Source organism: Pseudomonas nitroreducens (genome assembly GCF_024170165.1).
In the GTDB taxonomy this organism is placed as follows: Bacteria; Pseudomonadota; Gammaproteobacteria; order Pseudomonadales; family Pseudomonadaceae; genus Pseudomonas; species Pseudomonas nitroreducens_C.
This window is the reverse complement of sequence record NZ_JALJXP010000012.1, coordinates 17,735-42,901: the sequence shown is the minus strand read 5'-3', so window position 1 is coordinate 42,901 and position 25,167 is coordinate 17,735. Positions and strand designations below refer to the sequence as shown.

At 66.6% G+C, this 25,167-nt stretch carries 19 protein-coding genes and 1 riboswitch; of the genes, 6 read left to right on the top strand and 13 right to left on the bottom strand.

The annotated features are described in order from the left end of the window. Positions 1–11 precede the first annotated feature (11 nt). The gene (locus J2T47_RS22025; RefSeq protein WP_253451625.1) at positions 12–1,337 is read right to left on the bottom strand and encodes an MATE family efflux transporter; all 1,326 of its coding nucleotides are present in this window, start codon (positions 1,335–1,337) and stop codon (positions 12–14) included. 230 nt (positions 1,338–1,567) lie between these two features. Next, a riboswitch (cyclic di-GMP riboswitch) is annotated at positions 1,568–1,655 on the top strand. A 121-nt stretch (positions 1,656–1,776) separates the two neighbouring features. Between J2T47_RS22025 and J2T47_RS22020 the strand changes: the two genes are divergently transcribed. From J2T47_RS22020 to J2T47_RS22005, 4 genes are all read left to right on the top strand, one after another. Beyond that, positions 1,777–2,376: a hypothetical protein gene (locus J2T47_RS22020; protein ID WP_253451623.1), complete on the top strand. Its 600-nt coding sequence runs from the start codon at positions 1,777–1,779 to the stop codon at positions 2,374–2,376. Beyond that, positions 2,373–2,903: a GTP-binding protein gene (locus J2T47_RS22015; protein WP_253451621.1), complete on the top strand. Its 531-nt coding sequence runs from the start codon at positions 2,373–2,375 to the stop codon at positions 2,901–2,903. The genes J2T47_RS22020 and J2T47_RS22015 overlap by 4 nt, the downstream gene beginning before the upstream one ends. A 32-nt stretch (positions 2,904–2,935) precedes the next feature. Further along, on the top strand, positions 2,936–3,346 hold the full coding sequence (locus tag J2T47_RS22010) for a roadblock/LC7 domain-containing protein (RefSeq protein ID WP_138216302.1): 411 nt from the start codon (positions 2,936–2,938) through the stop codon (positions 3,344–3,346). 71 nt (positions 3,347–3,417) lie between these two features. Further along, complete coding sequence (locus tag J2T47_RS22005; protein ID WP_024763315.1) at positions 3,418–3,777, top strand: hypothetical protein; 360 nt, start codon at positions 3,418–3,420, stop codon at positions 3,775–3,777. A gap of 80 nt (positions 3,778–3,857) precedes the next feature. Here the strand turns inward: J2T47_RS22005 and J2T47_RS29270 are convergent, their stop codons facing one another. From J2T47_RS29270 to metH, 4 genes are all read right to left on the bottom strand, one after another. Further along, positions 3,858–5,219 carry an FAD/NAD(P)-binding protein gene (locus J2T47_RS29270; protein ID WP_301295655.1) on the bottom strand — a complete coding sequence of 454 codons (1,362 nt, stop codon included), beginning with the start codon at positions 5,217–5,219 and terminating at the stop codon, positions 3,858–3,860. A gap of 83 nt (positions 5,220–5,302) precedes the next feature. Further along, the gene (locus J2T47_RS21995; protein WP_253451619.1) at positions 5,303–5,575 is read right to left on the bottom strand and encodes a YceK/YidQ family lipoprotein; all 273 of its coding nucleotides are present in this window, start codon (positions 5,573–5,575) and stop codon (positions 5,303–5,305) included. A 109-nt stretch (positions 5,576–5,684) separates the two neighbouring features. Beyond that, the gene (locus tag J2T47_RS21990) at positions 5,685–6,035 is read right to left on the bottom strand and encodes a 50S ribosome-binding protein YggL (protein WP_138216300.1); all 351 of its coding nucleotides are present in this window, start codon (positions 6,033–6,035) and stop codon (positions 5,685–5,687) included. A 260-nt stretch (positions 6,036–6,295) separates the two neighbouring features. Then, positions 6,296–9,988 (bottom strand): methionine synthase, encoded by a 3,693-nt coding sequence (gene metH, locus J2T47_RS21985; protein ID WP_253451617.1) that lies wholly within the window; start codon positions 9,986–9,988, stop codon positions 6,296–6,298. Between the two features lie 171 nt (positions 9,989–10,159). Here metH and J2T47_RS21980 point away from each other — a divergent pair, with 171 nt between their 5' ends. Both J2T47_RS21980 and nfuA read left to right on the top strand, forming a co-directional pair. Next, positions 10,160–12,448: a fatty acid cis/trans isomerase gene (locus J2T47_RS21980; protein ID WP_253451615.1), complete on the top strand. Its 2,289-nt coding sequence runs from the start codon at positions 10,160–10,162 to the stop codon at positions 12,446–12,448. A gap of 195 nt (positions 12,449–12,643) precedes the next feature. Further along, positions 12,644–13,228 carry a Fe-S biogenesis protein NfuA gene (gene nfuA, locus J2T47_RS21975; RefSeq protein ID WP_253451613.1) on the top strand — a complete coding sequence of 195 codons (585 nt, stop codon included), beginning with the start codon at positions 12,644–12,646 and terminating at the stop codon, positions 13,226–13,228. Positions 13,229–13,634: 406 nt separating this feature from the next. Here the strand turns inward: nfuA and J2T47_RS21970 are convergent, their stop codons facing one another. The 8 genes from J2T47_RS21970 to J2T47_RS21935 form a co-directional block, all read right to left on the bottom strand. Next, on the bottom strand, positions 13,635–13,877 hold the full coding sequence (locus J2T47_RS21970) for a DUF1272 domain-containing protein (RefSeq protein ID WP_253451611.1): 243 nt from the start codon (positions 13,875–13,877) through the stop codon (positions 13,635–13,637). A 27-nt stretch (positions 13,878–13,904) separates the two neighbouring features. After that, positions 13,905–14,909 (bottom strand): GlxA family transcriptional regulator, encoded by a 1,005-nt coding sequence (locus J2T47_RS21965; protein WP_253451610.1) that lies wholly within the window; start codon positions 14,907–14,909, stop codon positions 13,905–13,907. Positions 14,910–14,993: 84 nt separating this feature from the next. Then, entirely contained in the window at positions 14,994–18,047 is a 3,054-nt protein-coding gene (locus J2T47_RS21960) for an efflux RND transporter permease subunit (RefSeq protein ID WP_253451608.1), read from the bottom strand. Then, positions 18,047–19,129, bottom strand: coding sequence for an efflux RND transporter periplasmic adaptor subunit (locus J2T47_RS21955; protein WP_253451606.1), 1,083 nt, complete (start codon positions 19,127–19,129; stop codon positions 18,047–18,049). The genes J2T47_RS21960 and J2T47_RS21955 overlap by 1 nt, the downstream gene beginning before the upstream one ends. A 151-nt stretch (positions 19,130–19,280) precedes the next feature. Next, a complete protein-coding gene (locus J2T47_RS21950) occupies positions 19,281–19,826 on the bottom strand; it encodes a DUF4256 domain-containing protein (RefSeq protein WP_253451604.1) in 546 nt (181 codons plus the stop codon). Positions 19,827–19,888: 62 nt separating this feature from the next. Beyond that, positions 19,889–20,890 (bottom strand): response regulator, encoded by a 1,002-nt coding sequence (locus J2T47_RS21945; protein WP_253451602.1) that lies wholly within the window; start codon positions 20,888–20,890, stop codon positions 19,889–19,891. Then, positions 20,887–24,570 (bottom strand): PAS domain S-box protein, encoded by a 3,684-nt coding sequence (locus J2T47_RS21940; protein WP_253451600.1) that lies wholly within the window; start codon positions 24,568–24,570, stop codon positions 20,887–20,889. The genes J2T47_RS21945 and J2T47_RS21940 overlap by 4 nt, the downstream gene beginning before the upstream one ends. A 306-nt stretch (positions 24,571–24,876) precedes the next feature. Next, positions 24,877–25,146, bottom strand: coding sequence for a hypothetical protein (locus tag J2T47_RS21935; protein WP_081516567.1), 270 nt, complete (start codon positions 25,144–25,146; stop codon positions 24,877–24,879). Positions 25,147–25,167: the final 21 nt, after the last annotated feature.

Genomic DNA, 25,167 nt, shown 5'->3' with positions numbered 1-25,167 from the left:
AATCCTAGACGTTAGAGTTCGATCTGCGTCCACTGGCGCTTCTGCCACATCACCGCGAAGATCGCCGAGGCCAGCCCGCGCTGGAGAATCTGCATGCTCCAGATCGCCAGCAGCCCGCCGCCCAGCACCGGGCCGACCAGGTAGGCCAGCGGCAGGAAGAACAGCCATTGATTGCCCAGGCTGACCGCCATCACCGTGCGCACGGCGCCGGCGCCGAGCAGCGCCTGGGTCAGCACCAGCGCGGTGGCGTCGATCACCATGCCCATACCGGTGAGCATCAGCGGTACCCGGCCCAGTTCGATCAGCGCAGGATCGCTGACGAACAGCCGCAGGATGGCTTCGGGGAATATCCAGAACGGCGCGCCCAGCAGCGCCAGGCCACACGCCGCCACCTTCACCACGTCCCAGCCCCAGCGGTGGGCGCTGTCGAAATCGCGCTCGCCCATGCTCTGGCTGACCAGGGTAGTGGCTGCCATGCCCAGGCCAACGCCGGGCAGGATCAGGAACAGCGCCAGGTTGATCAGTACGTGGGCCACTGCCAGTTCGCGGGTGCCGACCTGGGCGATGATCCAGAACAGCAGGGTGATGCCGGCGGCGAAGAAGAACTGCTGCAGCGAGTTGGGCAGTGACAGGCGCAGCAGGGTGCGGATGTCGCGCTCGCTGGGCAGGCGCGGCTGGAAACCGTTGGCGCGGGCGTCGCGCCAGGTGATCCAGGCGTAGATCAGCGAGCCGATGTACAGCGCCAGCGTGGTGCCCAGGCCGCTGCCGGTCGCGCCCATCCGGGGCAGGCCGAACAGGCCGTGGATCAGGCTGTAGCTGATCGCCGCGTTGGCCAGGTGCATCACCACCAGGGTGCGCATGTACATACCCGAGCGCCGGGTGCCGTTCCAGTAGCCGCGGAAGGAGAAGTTCAGGCCGACGGCCAGCACCGACAGGGCGCGCCATTCGAAGTAGGGGATGCCGATCGCCAGCACCTCGGGGTCGTTGGACAGGGCGCGGACGATGGGTTCGGCGAACAGCAGGCAGATCAGCGTGATCGGCAGCGACAGGCCCAGCGCCACCAGCAGCCCGCAATTGAGCGGCGCGGCCAGTTCATCGCTGCGCCCTTCGCCCCGTCGGCGTGCCACCAGTGCCTGAACGCCGGCGCCCAGGCCCATCACCAGCGAAATGGCGACGAAATTGGCGTAGCTGCCGATGCCGACCCCGGCCAGGGACTTCTCCCCGAGATGGCCGACCATGGCCGCATCCACCAGGTTGAGCAGGCTCTGGCTGAGCATGCCGCCGATGATCGGCAGACCCAGGCTGAGAATATTCTGGAACCGCTGGCGCTCTAGCATGGCGTCTCTGGGCAGTGAGCTCCGGCCTTGTATGGACATCCGGCGGGCCCTTGCCGGTAGGGCTCCGCTGTAGGAAATCCTAGCCGAAGGGACGGCTTCCCGCTCCGCTTTAAGTCGGAATATGCCTACGAATATTGCGAAGTTGTTCCGGTGATATTTCCGATATTTGTGTGAGGCATATCACGTTTTTTTGCCTTGGCGAACGAAATCGGCGTACTACGCTGAGACTCAATTGACCAGGGCAAACCTGTGCGAAAGCCAGGGACGCAAAGCCACCGATCTACCGCCCGGAAGGGCCATGACCGCGGGGTTGCCAAGCAGGCCGGACGTTCGTCCGCGCCTTCTGCGAGCTTGCGCTCGGCATCTTCCAACGTCCCGGTGAGCCTCCTGATCAACCCGTGCAGGTTGATGGTGTTTGTTGGCCAAAGGGAGCGCGCCGATGAATCAGCCGTATCAGGTTCAATACACCTACGGGTTCGCCCGGATGGCGCTGCGGGATCAGGTGGTGTTCAAGTCCATCGTTGGCCTGCTCAGTGGTCGCACACTTGCCCGTTGGGCGTACGTCGAAGGGCCGGCCGACCTGCTGGTGGAGGGCGAGGAGGGCGAGCCACGGGTGCAGTTGCGCACGTCCGAAGGCGAGTCGCTCTGGGTGCACTGGCCATTGCGTGCCAGTGAAATCTTTGACTGCCTGGAGCGCGCCGCTCGCGCCATCGGCCAGCGACCATCACAACCGGCGGGAGAAGCGCTGCGCCTGAAACATTGGCCGGCGGCTTCGCTGCTCCAGGGCGACCACCGCTACGTGCGCCTGGCCACGCTGCTCTGTGCGCGAACCATGAGCCTGGACGAACTGTGCGAACGCTCCGGGGTGTCGCGTCAGGTGACGGAAAACTTCGTTCGGCTGATGGCTGCTCAGAACCTGTTCCAGCCCCCCGAGGCGCTGCCGGCGCGGTCAGAGCCATCGCTGGCCGCACCCGTCGGGCTGCTGGCGCGCATCCGTCGCCACCTGGGCCTGGGCGGCAACTCGGAGGCGGGACGATGAGGGAATACAAGATCCTGTTCACCGGCACCATGGGCGCCGGCAAGACCACCGCCATCGCCGCGATCAGCGATATCGAGCCGGTCAGCACCGATGTGCAGAACAACGACCCCAGCCTCGACAAGGCTCGCACCACGGTCGGCCTGGACTACGGCGAAGTGCTGCTCGGCCCGGACGAGCGCCTGCGCCTCTATGGCACGCCGGGCCAGGCGCGCTTCGCCTTCATGTGGGGAATCCTCGCCCGCGGTGCGCTCGGGCTGGTGATCCTGATCGACAACTCGCGGCCCGATCCGCTGGGCGACCTGCGGGTCTACCTCGACGGTTTCGCCGATTGCATCGGCCGCGCGCCCTGCGTGATCGGTGTCGGCCGCCTGCCGAGCAATCCCCATCCCGGCCTGGACGACTACGCCGCCGCCCTGGCGCAGGCCGGATACAGCTTCCCGGTGATCGAGGTGGACGTACGCGAAGCGGAGGAGGTCCGGCTGCTGCTCGACTTGCTCCTGCTGCAACTGGAATGCACGGCGGCCTGAGGCCTGACGTTCGCCACCGACTGGAGTCGACCATGGAACATGCCCTGATGAGTCTGCCGGAAAGACTGCGCCACGATGCCGAACTGGCGCTGGACGAACTGGGGGCCAGCCTCGGCCGGCTGAGCGCGGCGGTGATTGCCACCACCGATGGTTTCGAAGTGGCCTCCCGCGCCGGCAAGGGGCTGGAGGTTTCCAAGCTGGCGGCCATGGCCTGCTCGATCTCTGCCCTCGGCGCGATGGTTGGCCAGGAGAGCGAGGTCGGGCCGCATCAGAACGTGATAGTGGAGGCGAGCGAAGGCTACATCGTCATCGTCGACATCCCGCACCCGAGCCACCCGATGATCCTCAACCTGGTCGCCGACCGCGAGGAGATGCTCGGCCAGGTGCTCTACCAGGCAAAACGAACGGCTACACGGCTGGCGGACCTGTCGCTGGCCGGCTGAGACAAACGGCTTCGCGGCGCGCGCGGCTGCGAAGCCCCTACAACAGGACGCGCACTCAAGGAGTTATCGCTATGGCAGCACTGCAACAATCGCTGGACGAACTGCTGAACCTGGATGGTGCCCTGGCGTCGGCCGTGGTGGATGCCAAGAGCGGCATGCTGCTCGGGCAGGCTGGGGGTGGCGTGGACCTGGAACTGGCGGCGGCGGGCAATACCGAGGTGGTTCGCGCCAAGCTCAAGACCATGAAGTCCCTGGCGCTCAACGACGTGATCGAGGACATCCTCATCACTCTCGGCCGCCAGTACCACATCATCCGCCCCATGGCGAAGCATGAAGGGGTGTTCATGTACTACGTGCTGGACAAGGTCAAGGCCAACCTGGCACTGGCCCGGCGCAAGCTGCAGGAAGTCGAGGGGCAGATGGCGATCTGACCTTGCCTGATCGAAGGGCGGACGGGGAGGTCCGCCCGCTTTCATCGAATTCGACTGGCCCTTCATGGGCCAGTTGTGTTTCAGGCCAGCAGCAACTGGGCGAGATGTGCCGCATGGTTGCGCAGTTCCGGTACGGCAGTGGCCTCCCAGTGCCTGGCGCGCAGCATGGGGCTGAGCAGGTAGAGGTTCGGGTTGGGCTCACCGCCGACGTTGAGCAGGCGGAAGCCGCTATCGGTATCCAGGCCCAGCCCTTGCCTGTCCTGGCGGATGACGCCGTGCTCGAGCAGTCTGCCGAGTAGTGGTTCGTTGACGGTGCGCAGGTTGGTGCAGGGGCCGGTGCAGTTGATCAGGTAATCGAAGCGTTGCTGCTGCGATTGCTTCGCGCCGCGCAGGCGGACATCCAGCTCGATGCCGTTCTGCGCAGCACTGGCTGTCAGCACCCGGCCGGCCTGCACACGCAGTTGCCCGCTGTCGCGCAGGTCGTTGATGCGCCGGGCCACCGGCGGCGCGGCGCGGTGGCGATGCACATCCCAGTAGGGTTGCAGGTGGCGCAGGAAGCGGCTGCGCTCGCGGTCGTCCAGTGCCTGCCAGAGTTGCGGGGTGACCGGGCGCAGCGCGGCGATTACATCGCGCCAGTCGTGGCCGTCTTCGGCGGCCTGGCGGATCAGCTGGCGCAGGCTGCGCAGCCGCTGGTTCAGCCCCATGTCCTGGAGGAAGGCTTCCGGCAGCTCCGGCAGATGCGGGTGGCTGGCGTTGTCACGGTGCGCCTGGGGCAGCAGGGCGCGGCGGGAAAGGGCCAGCAGCGGGCCGCGATGGCCCTGGTCCTGAAGGGCCAGGGCCATGTCGTACATGGTCAGGCCGGCACCCAGCAGAAGAATGTCGGCATCGGCCGGAATGCCTTCCAGGGCACCGGGTGTCCAGGGGTCGCGAAGGTAGCGCGGATCGCTCTCCAGCGCCTTGAGCGGGGCGGGAGTGGCCGGGGCGAAGTTGCCGGTGGCGATGACCACCCTCGCGCTCTCCAGCGGCTGGCCGTCGTCGAGCAACAGCTGCAGGTGGTCGCCCTTGTCCGTCAACTCCAGTACCTGCTGGCAGAGGCTGCTGAAGCGCACGCCGGGTGCGGCTTCGGCGATGGCGTGACCGAGGCGGTCCTGCAGATAGTCGCCATAGAAGCGCCGGGGCAGGAAGTCGCCCGGCTTCGCCTCGGGCAGCTGCTTTCGGGCGAATTCGAGGAAGTCCGAAGGCTGGTCGGGGAACAGGCTCATGCGCTCGGCCGGTACATTGAGGATATGGCTGGCGGAGCGGGTGCCGTAGGCCAGGCCGCGAGCCAGGCGCCCGGAGCGGTTGATCAGGCTCAGGCGCAGTGGGCCCCTGGCATGGCGCAGCAACTGGATGGCCAGCGCCGTGCCGCAGAATCCGCTGCCGATGATGGCGATATGTTCCATGCAAACATTTCCTTGTTTCGGACCGGGGCAGGGTCGCAAAGGTCAAGGCTGCTGGCAATCCCGGCGAACGGGGCAGTAGGCCGCTACGGATGATCGAAAGGCAGCGCCACGGTGTCGATGACCGCGTCCACCGGCATGGAAACGATAGTGACCACCGGACAGACGATGCTTATCCAGCAGAACAGCGTGATGGGGGCGTAACCGGTGCTGATGTTCCCGGTGAGCAGCTTGGCATCGGCCTGCACGCCCTTGTAGTAGGTGTCGTTCGTCCAGCCATGGTCATCGACGCGGGCGATCATGGTGCCGCAGCCGGAAAGTGTGCCGGTGAGAAGTAGGCCGAGGAGAAGGGAGCGCATGGGTATTTCCGACGAGGATTGAATTCGTCGAACTGTGCCGCTGCGGTGGCCGAGTTTGTATGAGAAAAATCGGAAAGGGCGGCCAGAAAAAGCCGCCCTCGGGTGCCGCTTATTCGAACAGGCCGTGCCAGCAGTCGCTCAGGTCGCCCAGCTCGAAGGACTTGGCCCAGGATTGCTTTTCCAGCCACAGGCGGGTGGTCTCGCGGTCGGCCTCGGTCAGGCTGCCGACGGCGTTCAGGCACAGGTAGCCGGTGAACTCGCCATCTTCGGTGGCGCCACCGACGAAGACCCAGCCCTCGGACTCGACGAAGGCGATCCACTGGTCGAGTACGTCATCCAGGTCGCCGCTGTAGTTCACTTCCAGGCTGAAACCGAATTCCTGGAACTCGGCCAGGCGCAGCTTCTTCAGCAGGCGGCGCTTGCGCGGTTTGGCCATCTGTTCGGGGGTGAGGTATTTCATGGAGTTTTCTCTCTGTGCAGCGAAAGGGGCAGGCGGCTGGCAGCGGATGGCTCGTGGGGCCAGTCGGGATCGAGATCCGTTAACTGGCGGATTATCCCCCATTTGCCGGTTCAATGCAGCGTAGCCTTGCGCGGCGCACTGCCGGAGAGTCCCGCGAGCCGAGAAATAGCAAGGTCCCTGAATGAAAAACGCGAGGCCGGTCGATTGGCCTCGCGTTCCGGATTGTCACGGCACTGCCGGCCATCCGGCAGTCGTCGTGATCAGTTGTCGTAACCCAGGTTCGGCGACAGCCAGCGCTCGCTGGTGGTGATTTCCTGGTCCTTGCGCGCGCTGTAGCGTTCGATCTGGTCCTTGTCGACCTTGCCCACGGCAAAGTACTGCGCCTGCGGGTGGGCGAAGTACCAGCCGCTGACGGCGGCGGCGGGGAACATGGCGTAGTGCTCGGTCAGGGTCACGCCGGAGTCGCCTTTCGGGTCGAGCAGCTTGAACAGCGTGCCTTTCTCGGTGTGGTCCGGGCAGGCCGGGTAGCCGGGCGCCGGACGGATGCCGACGTACTGCTCCTTGATCAGCGCCTCGTTGTCCAGGTGCTCCTCGGGCTGATAGCCCCAGTAGTCCTTGCGCACGCGTTCGTGCAGCCATTCGGCGCAGGCCTCGGCGAGGCGGTCGGCGAGGGCCTTGACCATGATCGCGTTGTAGTCGTCGCCCTTGGCCTCATAGGCCTTGGCCACTTCCTCGGCGCCGATGCCGGCGGTGGTGATGAAGCCACCGACATAGTCCTTGACGCCGCTGTCCCTGGGCGCGACGAAGTCCGCCAGGCTGAAGTTCGGCTTGCCGTCGGGTTTGATGGTCTGTTGACGCAGGTGGTGCAGGGTGGCCAGCTTGTGGCCGTCGTCGCCATAGACTTCCAGGTCGTCGTGGTGCACCTGGTTGGCCGGCCAGAAGCCGAAAACTGCCTTGGCGCGGATGAGCTTCTCGCCGATCAGCTTCTTCAGCATCGCCTGGGCGTCGTTGAACAGGCTGGTCGCCGCTTCGCCCACGACTTCGTCGGTGAGGATGCGCGGATATTTGCCGGCCAGATCCCAGGAGATGAAGAACGGCGTCCAGTCGATGTACTCGGCCAGCACGTTGAGGTCGATGTCATTCAGCACCTTGACGCCGGTGAAGCTCGGCACCGGCGGCTGGTAGCCGGCCCAGTCGAACTTCGGCTTGGCGGCGATGGCCTGCTCGTAGCTCAGGCGTTCGGTGCGCGCGCTGCGGTTGGCGGTGCGCTCGCGGACTTCCGCGTACTCCTCGCGCAGCTTGCGGGTGTACTCGGGTTTCATTTCCTTGGACAGCAGGGTGGTCGCCACGCCCACTGCGCGGGAGGCGTCGGTGACGTAGACCACGGCGTCGTTGCTGTACTGCGGGTCGATCTTCACCGCGGTGTGCGCCTTGGAGGTGGTGGCGCCGCCGATCAGCAGGGGCAGGTGGAAGTTCTGCCGCTGCATTTCCTTGGCGACGTGGACCATCTCGTCCAGCGACGGGGTGATCAGGCCGGACAGGCCGATGATGTCGCACTTCTCGGCGATGGCGGTCTGCAGGATCTTCTCCGCCGGGACCATCACGCCCAGGTCGACGATGTCGTAGCCGTTGCAACCCAGCACCACGCCGACGATGTTCTTGCCGATGTCGTGTACGTCGCCCTTCACGGTGGCCATGAGGATCTTGCCCTTGGCCTCGGGCTTGTCGCCTTTTTCCGCTTCGATGAAGGGGATCAGGTGGGCCACCGCCTGCTTCATCACGCGGGCGGACTTCACCACCTGCGGGAGGAACATCTTGCCGGCGCCGAACAGGTCGCCGACCACGTTCATGCCGTTCATCAGCGGGCCCTCGATGACTTCGATGGGGCGCGCGCATTTCTGCCGACACTCCTCGGTGTCCTCGACGATGAAGGTGGTGATGCCCTTGACCAGCGCGTGCTCCAGGCGCTTCTCGACGCTGTGGCTGCGCCACTCTTCGTCTTCCACTTCCTTGACTGCGCCGCCGCCTTTGTAATTGTCAGCGATGGCCAGCAGCGCCTCGGTGGCATCCGGGCTGCGGTTGAGCACCACGTCCTCGACCTTGTCGCGCAGCTCCTTGGGGATCTCGTCGTAGATCTCCAGCTGGCCGGCGTTGACGATGCCCATGGTCAGGCCGTTCTGGATCGCGTAGTAGAGGAAGACCGAATGGATCGCCTCGCGCACCGGGTTGTTGCCGCGGAACGAGAACGACACGTTGGACACCCCGCCCGAAGTCAGGGCGTAGGGGAGGTTGTCACGGATGTAGGCGCAGGCCTCGATGAAGTCGACCGCGTAGTTGTTGTGTTCCTCGATGCCGGTGGCGACCGCGAAGATGTTCGGGTCGAAGATGATGTCTTCCGGCGGGAAGCCCACTTCGTTGACCAGGATGTCGTAGGAGCGCTGGCAGATTTCTTCCTTGCGCGCCTGGGTGTCGGCCTGGCCGGCTTCGTCGAAGGCCATCACCACCACGGCAGCGCCATAGCGCTTGCACAGGCGGGCATGGTGCTTGAACTGCTCGACGCCTTCCTTCATGGAGATGGAGTTGACGATGCCCTTGCCCTGGATGCATTTGAGGCCCGCTTCGATCACTTCCCACTTGGAGGAGTCGATCATGATCGGCACGCGGGAGATGTCCGGCTCGGAGGCGATCAGGTTGAGGAAGCGGACCATGGCGGCCTTCGAGTCCAGCATGCCCTCGTCCATGTTGATGTCGATTACCTGGGCGCCGGCTTCCACCTGCTGCTGCGCGACTTCCAGCGCTTCGGCGTAGTTCTCCTCGCGGATCAGCCGGGCGAACTTGGCCGAGCCGGTGATGTTGGTGCGCTCGCCGACGTTCACGAACAGCGAGCTGCGGTCGATGGTGAACGGCTCGAGGCCGGACAGGCGGCAGGCGCGGGGGATTTCCGGAATCGCGCGCGGGGCGTACTTGGCTACGGCCCTGGCGATGGCCTCGATGTGCCCCGGCGTGGTGCCGCAGCAACCGCCGATGATGTTGAGGAAGCCCGAGGCGGCGAACTCTTCCACGACCACGGCCATTTCCGCCGGGGTCTCGTCGTACTCGCCGAAGGCGTTCGGCAGGCCGGCGTTGGGGTGCGCGGAAACGTGGGTCGCGGCCTTGGTCGACAGCTCCTCCAGGTAGGGGCGCAATTCCTTGGCACCGAGGGCGCAGTTCAGGCCGACGGAGATCGGGTTGGCGTGGCGCACCGAGTTCCAGAAGGCTTCGGTGGTCTGGCCCGACAGGGTACGGCCGGAGGCGTCGGTAATGGTGCCGGAGATCATGATCGGCAGCTCGACGCCCAGTTCTTCATAGACGCCCTGTACGGCGAAGATCGCCGCCTTGGCGTTGAGGGTGTCGAAGATGGTCTCGATCAGGATCAGGTCCGCGCCGCCTTCGATCAGGCCGCGGGTGGATTCGCTGTAGTTTTCCACCAGTTCGTCGAAGGTGACGTTGCGGAAACCAGGGTCGTTGACGTCCGGGGAGATCGAGCAGGTGCGGCTGGTCGGGCCGAGGACGCCGGCGACGAAGCGCGGGCGGTCCGGGGTCTCGGCGGTCTTGGCGTCGGCCACTTCACGGGCCAGGCGCGCGCCTTCGACGTTCATCTCGTAGGCCAGTTCCTGCATGTCGTAGTCGGCCTGGGACACGCGGGTGGCGTTGAAGGTGTTGGTCTCGAGGATGTCGGCGCCGGCGTCCAGGTAAGCCTTCTCGATGGCCTGGATGACGTCCGGGCGGCTGAGCAGCAGCAGGTCGTTGTTGCCCTTCACGTCGCTCGGCCAGTCGGCGAAGCGCGCGCCACGGTAGTCCTCTTCCTGCAGCTTGTAGCTCTGGATCATGGTGCCCATGCCGCCATCGAGGATCAGGATGCGCTCCTTGAGGGCTTGCTGGAGGGCTTGCAGGCGTGCGGCACGGTCGATCATTGGAGGTCTCGGAAAAAGGCGTGACGAAAGGTCGCTGATGATAACAAAGCTGCAGGAAATTTGACCGCGCGCGGTTTTACATGAAGATTCCTCATGTTCAGTCTTTGGTTGGAGCGCATTGCGCCGGCACTCCCGCTAGAATCCGCTCCATCCTGATGTCCGGAGTCCTTCATGTCCCTGCGAGCCCGCTTCACGTTGCTCATTGCGTCCCTGGCGTTTTCGGCTTTGGCCCAGGCGGGAGGGCTGTCCTACACCAAGGACATCCAGCCGATCTTCACCGAGAAATGCGTGGCCTGCCACGCCTGCTACGACTCGCCGTGCCAGCTCAACCTGACCGCTGCCGAAGGGGCGCAGCGCGGGGCGAACAAGCTGCCGGTGTACGACGGTGGGCGGACCAAGGCGCAGGAGACCACCCGGCTGTTCCTCGACGCCCATGGTGCCGATGAGTGGCGGCGCAAGGACTTCTGGTCGGTGCTCGATGGCCGCGGCAGCCAGGCGGCGCTGATGGCGCGGATGATCGACCTGGGCCATGAGCACCCGCTGGTGCCCAACGCGAAGATTCCCGACGGGCTGGACCTGTCGATCTACCGCACCAACCAGTGCCCGACACCTGACTCCATGGACGATTTCGTGGCGAAGAACCCGCGCAGCGGCATGCCTTTCGCCGTCACCGGCCTCACCGACAAGCAGCTTTCGACCATCAAGACCTGGCTGGCCCAGGGCGCGCCGGTGGACGAGAAGGCCTGGCAGCCGGGCAGCGGCGAGGCGGCGCAGATTGCCGGCTGGGAAAGCTTCCTCAACCAGCCCGGTGCGCGCCAGAGCCTGGTGTCGCGCTGGATCTACGAGCACCTGTTCCTTGCCCACCTGTATTTCACCGAGCACGGCGAGCCGGGGCATTTCTTCCAGCTGGTACGTTCGCGCACGCCCAGCGGTCAGCCCATCGATCCGATCGCCACGCGCCGCCCCAACGATGACCCGGGCAATACCTTCTATTACCGCCTGTGGCCCATCCAGGGCGTAATCGTGCACAAGACGCACATCACCTATCCGCTCAACGAGGCCCGTCTAAAGCGCAACCAGGAGCTGTTCTACGGTACCGCCTGGAACACCGACAAGGTGCCGGGCTACGGCCTGCAGCACCGCGCCAACCCCTTCGTGACCTTCGAGGCGATCCCGGCGCGGGCGCGCTACCAGTTCATGCTGGACAACGCCGAATACTTCGTCCGCACCTTCATCCGCGGGCCGGTGTGCCGCGGGCAGATCGCCACCGACGTGATCCGCGACAACTTCTGGGCGCTGTTCCAGGACCCGGACCACGACCTCTACGTTACCGACCCGAAATTCCAGCACCAGGCCTCGCCGCTGCTGGCGCTGCCGGGGCAGATCGACGACATGGGCGCCATGCTGTCGCAGTGGCGCTCCTACCGCGACAAGCGCAACCGGTACGAAGAGCTGCGCCAGGACGTCTATGACGATGCGCCGGCGCCGACCTGGGCGGATATCTGGGCCGGTAACGACAACGCCGTGCTGAGCATCTTCCGCCAGTACGACAGCGCCTCGGTGCGCAAGGGCCTGATCGGTGGCGTGCCACAGACCATCTGGTGGCTCGACTACCCGCTGCTGGAGCGCACCTACTACGGGTTGGTGGTGAACTTCGACGTGTTCGGCAACGTCGCCCACCAGGCGCAGACCCGCCTGTATTTCGACCTGATCCGCAACGGCGCCGAGCAGAACTTCCTGCGCCTGATGCCCGTCGGCGATCGCAAGAAGCTGCTCGATGACTGGTACCAGAGCAGCGGCAAGCTGAAGATGTGGGCCGATTACTACAACAACGACAGCGACGCGCCGACCGGGCTGTTCCTGCCGGAGAAGGGCGCCAAGCAGGCGTTCGCCAAGCAGTTGCTGAAGAACTACGTGGCGCTCAATGCGCGGCCCGACCCGATCAACCTGTGCGAGAACGGCGCCTGCTACCGCAGCACTGTCGCTGCGCCGCTGCAGGACGCCGAACAGGCCTTCAGCCGCCTGGTCAGCCGCCCTGCGGCCGGGTTGCCGGTGATCGACCAGTTCCCGGAAGCGACCATGCTGCGCGTTGAACTGCCGGACGGCCAGCGCGAAATCTACACCGTGCTGCGCAACCGCGCGCACAGCAACGTTGCTTTCATCGCGGGTGAATCCCTGCGCTACCAGCCGGGGCTGGACACCCTGACCATCTACCCCGGCGTGCTGTCGAGCTACCCGAACTTCATGTTCAACCTGAAGGCCGCTGAGGTGGGCGATTTCGTCGCTGCGCTGGAGCAGGTGAAGAGCGCGGAGGATTTCGAGAAGGTCGCCGACCGCTGGGGTATCCGCCGCAGCCATCCGCAGTTCTGGTTCTACTTCCACGACCTCGACGCCTACCTGCACGAAACCGAGCCGGTGGAGGCGGGCGTGCTGGACATGAACCGCTACGAGAACCTTTAAGCCGGACATGTAGGAGCGAGGGGGACGCCGAGTCCTTGCTCGCGAACCAACCCCCGCAGCGGGGCTGTTCGCAAGCAAGCTCGCTCCTGCTACAGGCTATCCAGCCCAGCTGCGAATTATTCCTACTAAAACAGTAGGGCTTTCTACCTGCCCCCCGAATGGCGTAAACTGGCGCCACGTTTGCGAGGAGTTGCCATGAGCGCTATCACCATCACCGAAGCCGCACAGGATTACCTGGCCGAGCTGCTGTCCAAGCAGGACACTCCCGGCATCGGCATTCGCATCTTCATCACCCAGCCGGGCACCCAGTACGCCGAAACCTGCATCGCCTACTGCAAGCCGGGCGAGCAGAAGCCGGAAGACACCCCGGTCGGCCTGAAAGCCTTCACCGCCTACATCGACGCCGTCAGCGAGCCGTTCCTGGACGACGCCGTGGTCGATTACGCCACCGACCGCATGGGTGGCCAGCTGACCATCAAGGCGCCCAACGCCAAGGTGCCGATGGTCAACGAAGACAGCCCGCTCACCGAGCGCATCAACTACTACCTGCAGACCGAGATCAACCCGGGGCTTGCCAGCCACGGCGGCCAGGTGAGCCTGGTGGACGTGGTCGAGGACAACATCGCCGTGCTGCGTTTCGGTGGTGGTTGCCAGGGCTGCGGCGCGGTTGAGATGACCCTGAAGGATGGCGTCGAGAAGACCCTGATCGAACGCATCCCGGAGCTGAAGGGTGTACGTGACGTCACCGACCACAGCAATCGCGAGAACGCCTACTACTAAGTCAGGCGATCAAGCAGCGAAAAGGCGACCTTCGGGTCGCCTTTTTCGTTTCCGCTCCCTGCTTGCAGCTTCCTGTAGGAGCGGGCCCTGCCCGCGAACCGCCGGCAGGGCCGGCGCCCGATGCATACGCAGAGGGCATCGGCGTGATGCGGCCCCATCGCGGACGGAGTCCGCTCCTGCATGAAATCCTGCGAGGGGGCTTGCCCTCTCCCTAACCCTCTCCCTGAAGGGAGAGGGGACTGGTTCGGTGCCGGCTGAAACCACGGCGTCAGCCGGCACGGATAGCTCCCTCTCCCTTCAGGGAGAGGGCGGGGGAGAGGGTAAATCCTGGCACAGACTTTCAGTCACGTAGGGCGCATAACGCCGCAAGCGTTATCCGCCCTACAGCTCCTTGCCGACACAGGAGTCATCCCTGGCAGCCTGCCGGCTTGAGCACCCGCTGGGTCGAGGCCGGATTGGCAGCGAGCTCTTCCAGCGGCCGGCGGGGGCGCGGCACCAGCTCGCCACCGCAGTTCGGGCACTTGCCGTGCAGTACCTGTTCGGCGCAATCACGGCAGAAAGTGCATTCGAAGCTGCAGATGAGCGCGTCGGCGCTGTCGCCGGGCAGGTCGCGGTCACAGCATTCACAGCCGGGGCGGAGTTCTAGCATGGCCTTCTCCTTGGAGGGTGGTGGTTGTCAGTGCAATTGGCCGAAGCGTTCGGCGTATTCCTGGGGGCTGATCGCCAGATGCTTGTGGAAGGTCCGGCGTAGATTCTCCGGATGGCCGAAGCCGCACAGGCGCGACACCGTACTGATCGATGCCTGGGCGTCCTGCAGCAGCGCGCGCGCCGCCTCCAGGCGTACCCGTTCGACGTAGCGGCCGGGGCCCATGCCCAGTTCGCTGATGAACACCCGCGAGAGCGTGCGCGGGCTCATGCAGGCCTGCTCGGCCAGGGCTTCCAGCGACAGGTCGTTGCCCAGGTGCGCCGGTATCCACTCCAGCAGTGCGGCCAGTCGCGGCGTACGTGTCGGCTCCGGGGTCAGCCAGTGGCTGAACTGCGCCTGCCCGCCAGGGCGCTTGAGGAACATCACCAGACGCCGCGCGACCGCCAGTGCCAGCGCGCGACCGAGGTCGGCCTCGACCAGTGCCAGGGCGAGGTCGATGCCGGCGGTGACGCCCGCCGAGGTGAACACGTGGTCGTCGCCATCGCGGCGCTGCGGATCATAGGTATGCAGGCGGTCGCCCTGGACCAGGACTTCGGGGAAGCCCGCGCACAGTTCATCGACATCCGCCCAGTGCGTGGTGGCCGGGCGACCGTCGAGCACGCCGGCAGCCGCGAGGATCAGCGCGCCGGAGCACACCGAGCCGAGCCGGCGCACCTGGGGCTCGGCGGCGGCGAGCCAGTGCAGCAGCTCGCTGTTCTGGCATTGATCGGGAACGCCCAGGCCGCCTGGCACCAGCAGGGTGTCCAGGGTCGCGGGGTCGACTTTGCGCCACGCCTGGTCAGCGCAGATACGTATCCCGGCGGAAGTCGCCACCGGCCCGGCCTGTTCGCCCAGCACCAGCAACTCGTAGAGCGGCGCCAGGCCCTGGCGCTGGCGCTCGACGTTGGCGGAGGCGAATACCTGCAGCGGCCCGGTGATGTCCAGGCTCATGACCTCGGGGTAGAGCAGGCAGGCGATGCGGCGCGGCGATTCCATGGCAGGGCTCGTTCATTGGATGCCACGAGTGTGGCGGTGACCGACGCTGGCGGCAACGTCAGTCCCCCCACGAATCTTGCCAAATCAGCGCGCGCTTACCTCCGCGCTGCCAAGGCGATACGCGCTGGCATACAACACCGGCAGCACGATCAGCGTCAGCAGCGTGGCGAAGCCCAGGCCGAACATGATCACCACCGACATGCTCTGGAAGAAGGCGTCCAGCAGCAGCGGCGCCAGGCCGAGGATGGTGGTCAGCGCGGTCAGGCAGATCGGCCGCAGGCGCGCACAGGCAGCATTCACCAGCGCCTCGCGCGGCGGCTGGCCGCTTTCGGCAAGGTTGTCGACTTCCTCCAGCAGCACGATGCCGTTGCGCACCAGCATGCCGGACAGGCTCAGCAGCCCCAGCAGCGCCATGAAGCCGAAGGGGATGCCGGTAAGCAGGAAGCCCAGCGTTACGCCGATCATCGCCAGCGGCACGGTCAGCCAGATCAGCAGCGCCTTGCGCGGCGAGGAGAACATCAGCACGGTGATGATGAACATCGCCAGGAAGGCCATCGGCAGGCTGCCGAGCACACCGTTGCGGGCGTCGCTGGAGCTTTCCACGTCGCCGCCCCAGGCCAGTTCGTAGCCCGGCGGCAGCGGCAGCGCCTCGATCTGCGGGCGGACCCGGCCCAGCAGTTGCGAGGAGGTCTCACCGCTCTGCGGGGCGACGTCGGCCATCACCGTCAACGTGCGCTTGCGGTCCTCGCGCAGGATCAGCGGGTCCTCCCAGACACTGTCGAAACCGCCGACCACCTGCTCGATGGGCAGGTAGCGCTGGCTCACCGGGCTCCACAGCATCAGGTCGTTGATCTGCCCGGCGTCCACATCGCGTTCGCGCACAACGATGGGCATCTGCTGGGTGCCGTCGCGGTAGATACCCACGCTCAGGCCGCTGAAGCTCATGCGCAGCAGGCTGTCGAGGTCGCGCTTGTCGATGCCCAGCTCGCGGCCGCGGGCCTCGTTGAACTGCGGGCGGACCAGCAGCGCGCGGGCCTGCCAGTCGTGGCTGACACCAGTGGCCACCGGGTCGGCAGCGAGTATGTCGCCCACCTGCGCACCGAGGCGGCGCAGTTCCTGCGGGTCCGGCCCGGTCAGGCGCACTTCGATGGCGCTGCCGTTGGAGGGGCCGAACATCAGGCGCTTGAGGCCGGTCTGCACCTGCGGGTAGTTCTCGTCGAGGTAGTGCTGCAGGTCGGCGATCAACCCCGGAATCTGCGCGCGGTTCTCGGTGCGCACCAGAACCTGGGCGTAGTTGGCATGCTGGCGCTCGGCGCCGTAGGTGAGGATGAAGCGCGGCGCACCCTGGCCGATGCTGGTCACCGTGCGCTCCACACCCGGCAGGGCGGTGATGTGCCGGTCGATCTCGGCGGCCAAGTCGCGGGTGTGCTCGATGGCGGTGCCCTGGGGCAGCCACAGGTCGACGAAGAACATCGGCGTGTTGGCCGGCGGGAAGAAATTCTGCCGCACCTGGGAGAAGCCCAGCAGGGAGGCAGCCAGCGCCACCGCCAGCACGCCCAGGGTCAGCGCGCGCTGGCGCAGGCAGGCTTCCAGCAGGCCGCGGTAGGTACGGTACAGCCAGCCGTTGTGCGGCTCGGCGCTGTCCGCCTGCACCGGCATCTTCGCGAAGGCCCAGCGGGCGAACAGCGGCGCCAGGGTCATGGCGGTGATCCAGCTGAGCAGCAGCGACACCAGCAGCACGTCGAACAGCGAGCGGCAGTATTCGCCGGTGGAGTCCGAGGACAGGCCGATGGGCGCGAAGGCAAGCACCGCGATCACCGTGGCGCCGAGCAGCGGCAGGGCGGTGAGGCGGACGATGTGGCGGATCGCGGCGTCGATGCCCTGGCCGCGCAGGCGGCCGACCAGCACGCCCTCGACCACGACGATGGCGTTGTCCACCAGCATGCACAGGGAAATGATCAGCGCGCCGAGGCTGATGCGCTGCAGCTCGATGCCCAGCAGGTACATCAGCAGCAGGCTGCCCAGCACGTTGAGCGCCAGCACCCCGGCGATCACCAGCCCGCTGCGCAGGCCCATGAACACCAGCAGCGTGCCGACGACGATGGCCAGCGCGGTGACGAAACTGAGCAGGAAGCCGTTGACCGCACCGTGCACTTCCACGGCCTGGTCATAGAAGGGGGTGAGTTGCATGCCCGCCGGGCGTTCGCTTTCCAGCTGGTCAAGACGCTGGTGCAGCGCGTCGCCGACCTTCACCACGTTGACCTGCGGGGCGAAGGCGATGCCCAGTGCCAGCGCCGGCTTGCCGTCCGCACGCCAGAGGTGACTCGGCGTGTCGGTGAAGCCGCGCTGCACCATGGCGATGTCGCCGAGGCGGATCAGCTGGGCGCTGCCCGGTGCACTGACCAGCAGGCGCTCCAGCTCGCCGACGTCGGCGAACTCGCCGGTGGGGTGCAGGCGGATGCTCTCGCTGCCGACCCGCAGGCTGCCGGCGTCGGACACCACGTTCTGCCGGTTCAGCAGGTCCACCAGGCGCTGCAGCGGTACGCCCATGGCGTTCATCTTCTCCCGCGAGACTTCCACCTGAACCTGCTCGGCCTGCAGCCCGGAAACCACCACCTTGCTCACCCCCGGCACCAGCACCAGCTCGCGGCGCAGGTAGTCGGCATAGTCGCGCAGTTCCTGGTAGCTGTAGCCGTCGCCGGACAGCGACAGGAGGATGCCGTAGACGTCGCCGAAATCATCGTTCACCTGCGGCGGCGCAACGCCCGGCGGCAGATGCGGGGCGAGGTCGTTGACCTTGCGCCGCAGCTCGTCCCAGATCTGCGGAAGTTCGCCGGCGCGATACTGCGGCTTCACGTTGACGGTGATCTGCGACAGCCCGGCGCTGGAAATCGAGGTGAGCTTGTCGACGTAGGCCAGCTGCTGGATGGCGTTCTCCAGCGGGTAGGTGACCTCCTCCTCGACCTGTTGCGGCGAGGCGCCGGCGTAGCGGGTGGCGACCACGGCGGTCTTCACGGTGAAGGCCGGATCTTCCAGGCGGCCGATCTCGAGGATCGCGTAGAGGCCGCCGAGGGCCAGCAGGAGGATGACGATCCAGCTGCTGACCTTGTTGCGGATGAAATAGCCGCTGATGTCCATCACAGCCCCCGTTCGCGTTGCCACGGGCGCACGCGCTGGCCTTCGCGCAGCTCGGCGGTGCCGGCGGCGACTATGTGTTCGCCCGGCTCCAGCCCGGAAAGAATCTGGATGCCGGCGGCGCCCGGCTGGCCGAGCTGCACCGTACGGCGCTCGACGTGCAGGCTGTCGCCCTGGCCTTTGACCACCCACACCTGGCTCTGCCCCGGCGCGCCGTCATCGGCGCTGAACACCGCTTCCACCGGAATGCGCAGGATGGCCTGGGTGTCGCGGCCGAGCTGGGCGAAGTCCACCTCGACGGTGGCGCTCATGCCCGGCAGCAGGGTGACGTCCTGCGGCCGCTGCAGGGTCAGGGTGACGGTGTAGCTCAGGGTCGCCGGATCGGGGCGGGTGCTGTGCTCCTTGTACTGCGCGGGGAAATCGCGGCCGGGCACGCGGGCCAGGCGCACGATGGGCTGGTAGTCAGTGCGCAGGCTGGCGCCGTCGACGCGCTCCAGCAGGCTTTCCGGCAGCTGGAACTGTACGTCGTAGCTGTCGGCGGACTGCAGGATCGCCACGGTCTGCTTGGGTTGCAGCATCTGGTGGTTCTGCACCGGCAGTTGGGCGATGACGCCGCCGAACGGAGCGGTCAGGCGCGCATAGCCGAGTTCCTGTCGGGCCAGTTTCAGCGCGGCCTCGGCGGAATCCAGCTGGGCCTTGCGCTGGTCCAGCTCGGCCCGGGCGACCAGTTGTCGCTCGTTGAGCGTGGCCACACGCTGGTACTGGGCGCGGGCCAGGTTGAAGGTGGCCTCGCGGTCACGCAGGCGCAGGCGCAGGTCGGCGTCGTCCAGTTCGGCGATCAGCTGGCCACGCTCCACGCGCTGGCCGGTCTTCACCGCCAGGGTCTTGAGATGCCCGGCGAGGCGGAAGGACAGGTCGACTTCATCCGAGGCCACCAACTGGCCGGGGAACTGACGCACACCTTCGGCGGCCGCGGCGGGCACGCTGTAGAGCTTCACCGGGCGCACGCTGTCGGCCGGCACCGGAGGCGTCGGGCCGCAACCGACCAGCAGGCTGGCGAGCAGAAGGCAGGCGGGGGTTTTCACGGAAGATTCCTCGTCATCGAGTGGGGTGCGACAAGGCTGCGCGCCACCCGGAGGAATTCGCCTGACCTGTATCAAGGGCCGCCGGGCGGCCCTGGGAAAGTTCAGCGGCGGTACAGGAATCGTTCAGAAACGGACTACATCAAGCCTTCCGTCAGACTTTCAGTACGCCGCGAAAGCCCCGCGCCGCGTAATACGACTGCACGCCGTTGTGGTAGGTGAAGACCCGTTCGTAGCGGCGGTCGCCGAACAGTGCGCCGTCCAGCTTGCGCATGGAGCCGGGGGTGCGCAGCCAGCTGGAGGTCTTCAGGTCGAAGCTGCCCAGCTCCTGCAACTGGCGGTACTGCGCCTCGTCCAGCAGCTCGATGCCGATCTGCGCGGCCAACTCGGTGGCGCAGCCGGCGGGCTTGTCCTTCTTGCGTGCGTCCAGCGCTTCGCGGTCATAGCACAGGCTGCGGCGGCCGGCCGGGGTTTCGGCGGAGCAGTCGAAGAACAGGATGGCGCCGCTGGCGCTCTCGCGGCCGACCACGTCGGGCTCGCCGCCGGTGGCTTCCATCTGCTCCAGGGCCTTGAGCTTGGCCGGGGCGCTCTTCAGGCGCGCCTGGACGTCCGCCCAGTCGATACCTTTGTGGCGCTCGGGATGCTGGTCGAAGCGGGCCTGCAGCATGGCCAGCAGGGTGTCGTGCTGTTTCGCATTCATCTTGCTTGTTCTCGGCAGGGGGGAAGGCCTGAGAGTAAAGCAGGATTTGCACGGCTCGCCGTTCAGCCGGCGTCGGCCCAGCGCTCGCGCACGGCGAGGATCTCGGGCAGGCAGCCGAGGAACAGCTCTACCAGCTCCGGGTCGAACTGGCTGCCTTTCTCCCGGCGCAGCAGCTCCACTGCGTCCTCGACGCTCCATGCCGGCTTGTAGGGGCGCACGCTGGTCAGCGCGTCGAACACGTCGGCGATGGCGACGATGCGGCCTTCCACGGGGATATCCTCGCCGCGCAGGCCGTTGGGATAGCCGGTGCCGTCCCAGCGTTCGTGATGGGTGAGGGCGATACTGCGGGCCAGGGTGAGCAGCGGCGAATCATGCTCGCCGATGATCCGCGCGCCGATCTCCGGGTGCTGGCGCATCACCGCCCATTCGTCCTCTTCCAGGCGCCCCGGCTTCTGCAGGATGGCGTCGGGAATGCCGATCTTGCCCACGTCGTGCATGGGCGCGGCGTTGAGCAGGTCGTCGGCGGCCTTCTCGGCGAAGCCGGCGGCGCGGGCGAGAATCTGCGCGTAGTGGCTCATGCGGATGACGTGCAGGCCGGTCTCGTTGTCCTTGTACTCCGAGGCCTTGCCCAGGCGCTGGACGATCTGCAGGCGAGTCTCGCGCAGCTCTTCCACGCGGACCAGTGACAGGTGTGTGCGCACTCGTGCCTTGACGATGGGCGGACTCACCGGCTTGGTGATGTAGTCCACCGCGCCGACCTCGAAGCCCTTGGCCTCGTCCGGCACGTCGGCCAGGGCGGTGACGAAGATCACCGGAATCGCGCAGGTGCTCTGCTCGGCCTTGAGCCGTTGGCACACCTCGAAGCCGGTCATGCCGGGCATCATCACGTCCAGCAGGACCAGGTCCGGGCGTTCGCGGTTGGCCAGCTCCAGCGCCTTGTCGCCGTCCTTGGCGAACAGCAGGCGGTAGTCGTCCTGCAGGATGTGGCGCAGTACCTGGAGGTTGGTGGCTTCGTCGTCCACCAGCAGCAGGCAGGGCCGATGATCTTGGGCGGTCTGGGTCATGCTCGCTCCAGGCGGGTGCCGAGGGTCCGGACCCATTCCAGGGCCTGGTCGAAGTCGAAATCGTCGATGGCGTAGCGCAGGGCCTCGAAGGCCTCGCGGTGCTCGCCCTGGGCGGTGCCCAGGCGCAGGCGTTCCAGCGCCTGGTCGTCGAGGCCGCCACGGGAGAGGGCCAGTTGCAGGGCTTGCAGCGCGTCGCGCAGGTCCTGTGAGGCAGTCTCGCCAACGACCTGGCCGACAGCCTCGGCAACTGCTTCCGGCACCAGCGGCACCGATTCGCGGACGGTGGCGAACTCGGCACGGACTTGCTCCAGTGCCGTGCCCAGCTGCTCAGCCGTACCGTGGTCGGCGGCACCTTCCAGCGCACCGATGGCGCCGGCCAGACGCGGCAGCGCGAGGTTGGCGGCGGCACCGCGCAGGCGGTGGGTGAGGGCGGTGATGCCGGCACGGTCGCCGTCGATCACGGCGCTTTCCAAAGTGGCGAGGCCAGCTTCCTGCTCGTCGAGGAAGCGCACGATGGCCCGCGCCATGGGCAGCGGGCCGCCCCACAGGTGCGCGCCGGCGTTCCAGTCCAGGGTCGCCAGCGTTGCGGGCTGGCTGGCTCGTGCGCTGCGTACCGCCGGGGCGGCGCCGAGCAGACGGGCCATTTCATCCAGCAGCCCGGCGAGGTCCAGCGGTTTGCTGGCGAAACCGTTCATGCCGGCGTCCAGGGCGTTCTGCCGGTCGCGGTCGAGCACGCTGGCGGTGAGGGCGATGATCGGCACGGCCGCCGCGCCCCGCTCCTGCTCGATGCCGCGGATCCGCCGGGTGGCTTCCAGGCCATCCATGCCGGGCATCTGCACATCCATCAGGATCAGGTCGAAGTCCTGCCCGCTGTAGGCCTCCACGGCGGCCTGGCCGTCGCCGACGCTGTGCGGGCGGTGGCCCAGACGGCGCAGGTTCAGCTCCAGCAGCTCGACGTTCTGCGGTACGTCGTCCGCCACCAGGATGCGCAGCGGCGGCAGGCTCGGTGCGTGGCTGCGAGTAGTCGGCTGCACGCTGCGGCCGGCCGGCAGCGGCAGGTCGACGGTGAACACGCTGCCCTGGCCCACCCGGCTCTCCACGGTGATGCGGCCGCCCATCAGCTCCACCAGCTGGCGCGAGATGGTGGTGCCCAGCCCGGTGCCGCCGAAGCGCCGGCTCATGGAAGCGTCGGCCTGGGCGAAGGGGTCGAAGATGCGCTCCAGGCGGTCGGCGGCGATGCCGATGCCGGTGTCGCGGATGGCCAGGCGCAGGGCGCCCGGTTCGCCGCTGATGATCAGCCGCACTTCGCCGCGCTCGGTGAACTTCACCGCATTGCCCAGCAGGTTGGTCAGCACCTGCTGCAGGCGCAGCGGGTCGCCCTGGAAGTACTCGCCGGCGCGCTGGCCGTAGTCGATCTGCAGGCTCAGGCCCTTGCGCTCGGCGGACAGCCGCAGCGCCGCGCAGACCTGCTCGCACAGCTCCGGCAGGGAGAAGTCGAGGGCTTCCAGTTCGATGGCGCCACGGTCGAGCTTGGCGGTGTCGAGGATGTCATTGAGCAGACCCAGCAGCGAGCGCGAGGCGTTCTGCACGGTGCTCAGGTAGCGCCGCTGGTTCTCTTCCAGCGGCGAATCCAGCAGCAGTTCGGTGAAGCCCATGATGGCATTCATCGGCGTGCGGATTTCGTGGCTCATGTTGGCGAGGAAGCTGCTGCGCGCGGCAGCGGCCTGTTCGGCGCGGTCGCGGGCGCTGCGCAGCTCCTGCTCCATGACGCGGCGCGGGGTGAGGTCGGTGGCCAGTTTCACCACCTTCACCGGCTTGCCGTCGAAATCGAGGATCGGGTTGTAGGTGGCGTGGATCCACACCTCGCGTCCGTCCCTGGCCAGGCGGCGGTACTCGCCGGCGCTGTACTCGCCGTCGCGCAGCCCCTGCCAGAATGCCTGGTACTTCGCGCTGGCGGCCACGTCCGGCGGGCAGAACAGGCTGTGGTGCTGGCCCAGCACCTCGGCCTCGGTGTAGCCGAAGAGTTCGAGGATGTTCTCGTTGGCGGCGAGTACGCGGCCTTCCAGGTCGAACTCGATCAGCGCCATGGCGCGGCCGATGGCGGTGACCTTGCCCTCGTACTCGTTGCTCAGCAGCTTGGTTTCGGTCTGGTCGAGCAGCACGCCGTCGATCCACTGCGGCTTGCCGGCTTCGTCGTAGCAGGCGCTGCCGCCTTCCCAGATCCAATGCTCGGCGCCGCTGCGGTCGAACATGCGGTACTCGACGACGTAGCTGCGGCGCTCGGCGATGGCACGGCGGACTTCTTCGTTCACCGCCGGTTGGTCATCGGGGTGATACAGCTCGCCGAAGGTGATACGCCGGTCGATGAAGTCCTGTGCCGACCAGCCAGTGACGGCCTCGACCGCGTCGCTGACGAACAGCGTGCTCCAGACGTCGTCCGGCAGCACCCGGAAGGCGATGCCGGGCATGTTGCGGATCAGCGAGCGGTACTGTTCCTCGCTGGTGCGCAGGGCCTGCTCCATCACGCGGCGCTCGCTGATGTCGGCGACGAACACGACGAACCAGGGCTTGCCGTCGTGATCGGTGACGCCGAGGCTGACCCGGGCGGGGAATTCACGGCCGTCGCGGGTCAGGCCTTCCAGCTCCAGTTCGGAATTGTGGAACTGGCGCTCGCCGCTGCGCTTGTAGCTTTCCAGGGCGATGCGGAACTGGTGCCCGTAGGCCTCGTTCATCAGTACCTGCATGCTCTGGCCGACCAGTTCGTGCGGGTGCCAGCCGAACAGGCGCAGCACGGCGTGGTTGACCGAGCGGATCACGCCAGTGTGGTCGATGGTGAGGATGGCCTCGACGGCGGCGTCGAGCAGCGAATCCAGGTGCTTGCGCCGGCGCTGCAGTTCCTGGAACAGCTGGCGGTAGCGCAGCAGGCCATTCACCGCGGCGACGCAGATGCTCAGGCTGATGGTGGCCATGGACACCGCCATCGCCAGGCAGAAGCTGCCCTGCACGCCCTGCGGGACGCCGAATTCCTCGGTGCCGACGAAGCGCGCCGCGGCCATCCCGGTGTAGTGCATGCCGGCGATCGCCAGGCCCATCACCACGCCGCTGACCAGGATGGTCAGGTTCGGCCGCATCCGCCCGCGCAGGCCGAAGCGCACCCACAGCGCGATCACCGCCAGCACCACGGCGACCAGGATCGACAGGGCGAACATCCACGGGTCGTAGCGCAGCAGCGGGGCCATCTGCATGGCGGCCATGCCGCTGTAGTGCATGGAGCCGATGCCGGCACCGACCAATACGCCGCCGCCGATGAGTTGCAGGCGGCTGACGTTGCGCCGCGCCAGCAGGCTCAGGGCGATCCACGAGGCGAACAGGCTCGGCAGGCCGGAGAGCAGGGTGATCAGCGGGTCATAGCGCACCGTCGCGCAGAGCTGGAAGGACAGCATGCCGATGAAGTGCATCGCCCACACGCCGCCGCCCAGCGCCACTGCGCCGGTGCCGATGGCCAGTTGACGGTAGAACGGGCTGCGCGCCAGCCGCGCCACGCCCGACAGCTGCAGGGCCATGGCCGAGGTGAAGATGGCGATGAGGATGGAGAGCGCCACCAGCGCCGTGTTGTGCTCGCCGAAAACCAGCAGCGAAGGGGTGTCGCCGCTGTAGAAATATCGCTGCAGATCGAGCATTGAACGAAGACCGTACTGCGTGCCGAAGGCCCGGTGGAAGACGAGACTGGGGGAAGCAAAACACAGGATGGCTGCAAATTGCCATCATTGTCGGTCGCTGCGCCCGCGAATCCCTCGCCACAGAGCGGGAATCGGACGAGTGGAAAGCCTGGGTTCGGATTCGAAGCTGAAACGATGCAGCAGGAGGTGCGACCGATAACGCGCTATCGGCGGATGGGGCGGGAAATTGAGCGCTGGCCGACGGCTGGCAGCGCCCATGAAAAAGTCCGGCCGGGGCCGGGCTCTTTCGCGGTGCCGATCTGCCGATCAGGCGGGCATGTGCCATTCCTGCAGGCGGTAGCCTTCGCGGTTCAGCTCGTCGCGGGCCTGGTTCAGCAGGCCTTCGAGCTGCTCCGGGTCGGAGTAGGCGGAGCTGGGGATGCGGGTGAGGCCCAGCAGGCGGGCACCGGTACGATCGAGGACGGACAGGTCGAGGCTGCCGTCGCCCCCTTGGTCAACCCAGGTCACACAATTGAAGGGTTGGAAGGCTCGTCCGGTGATCAGCAGAGCCTCGTTGAAACGAAGAGTCGCATGCATGGTTGTGATCTCTCTGCGGTA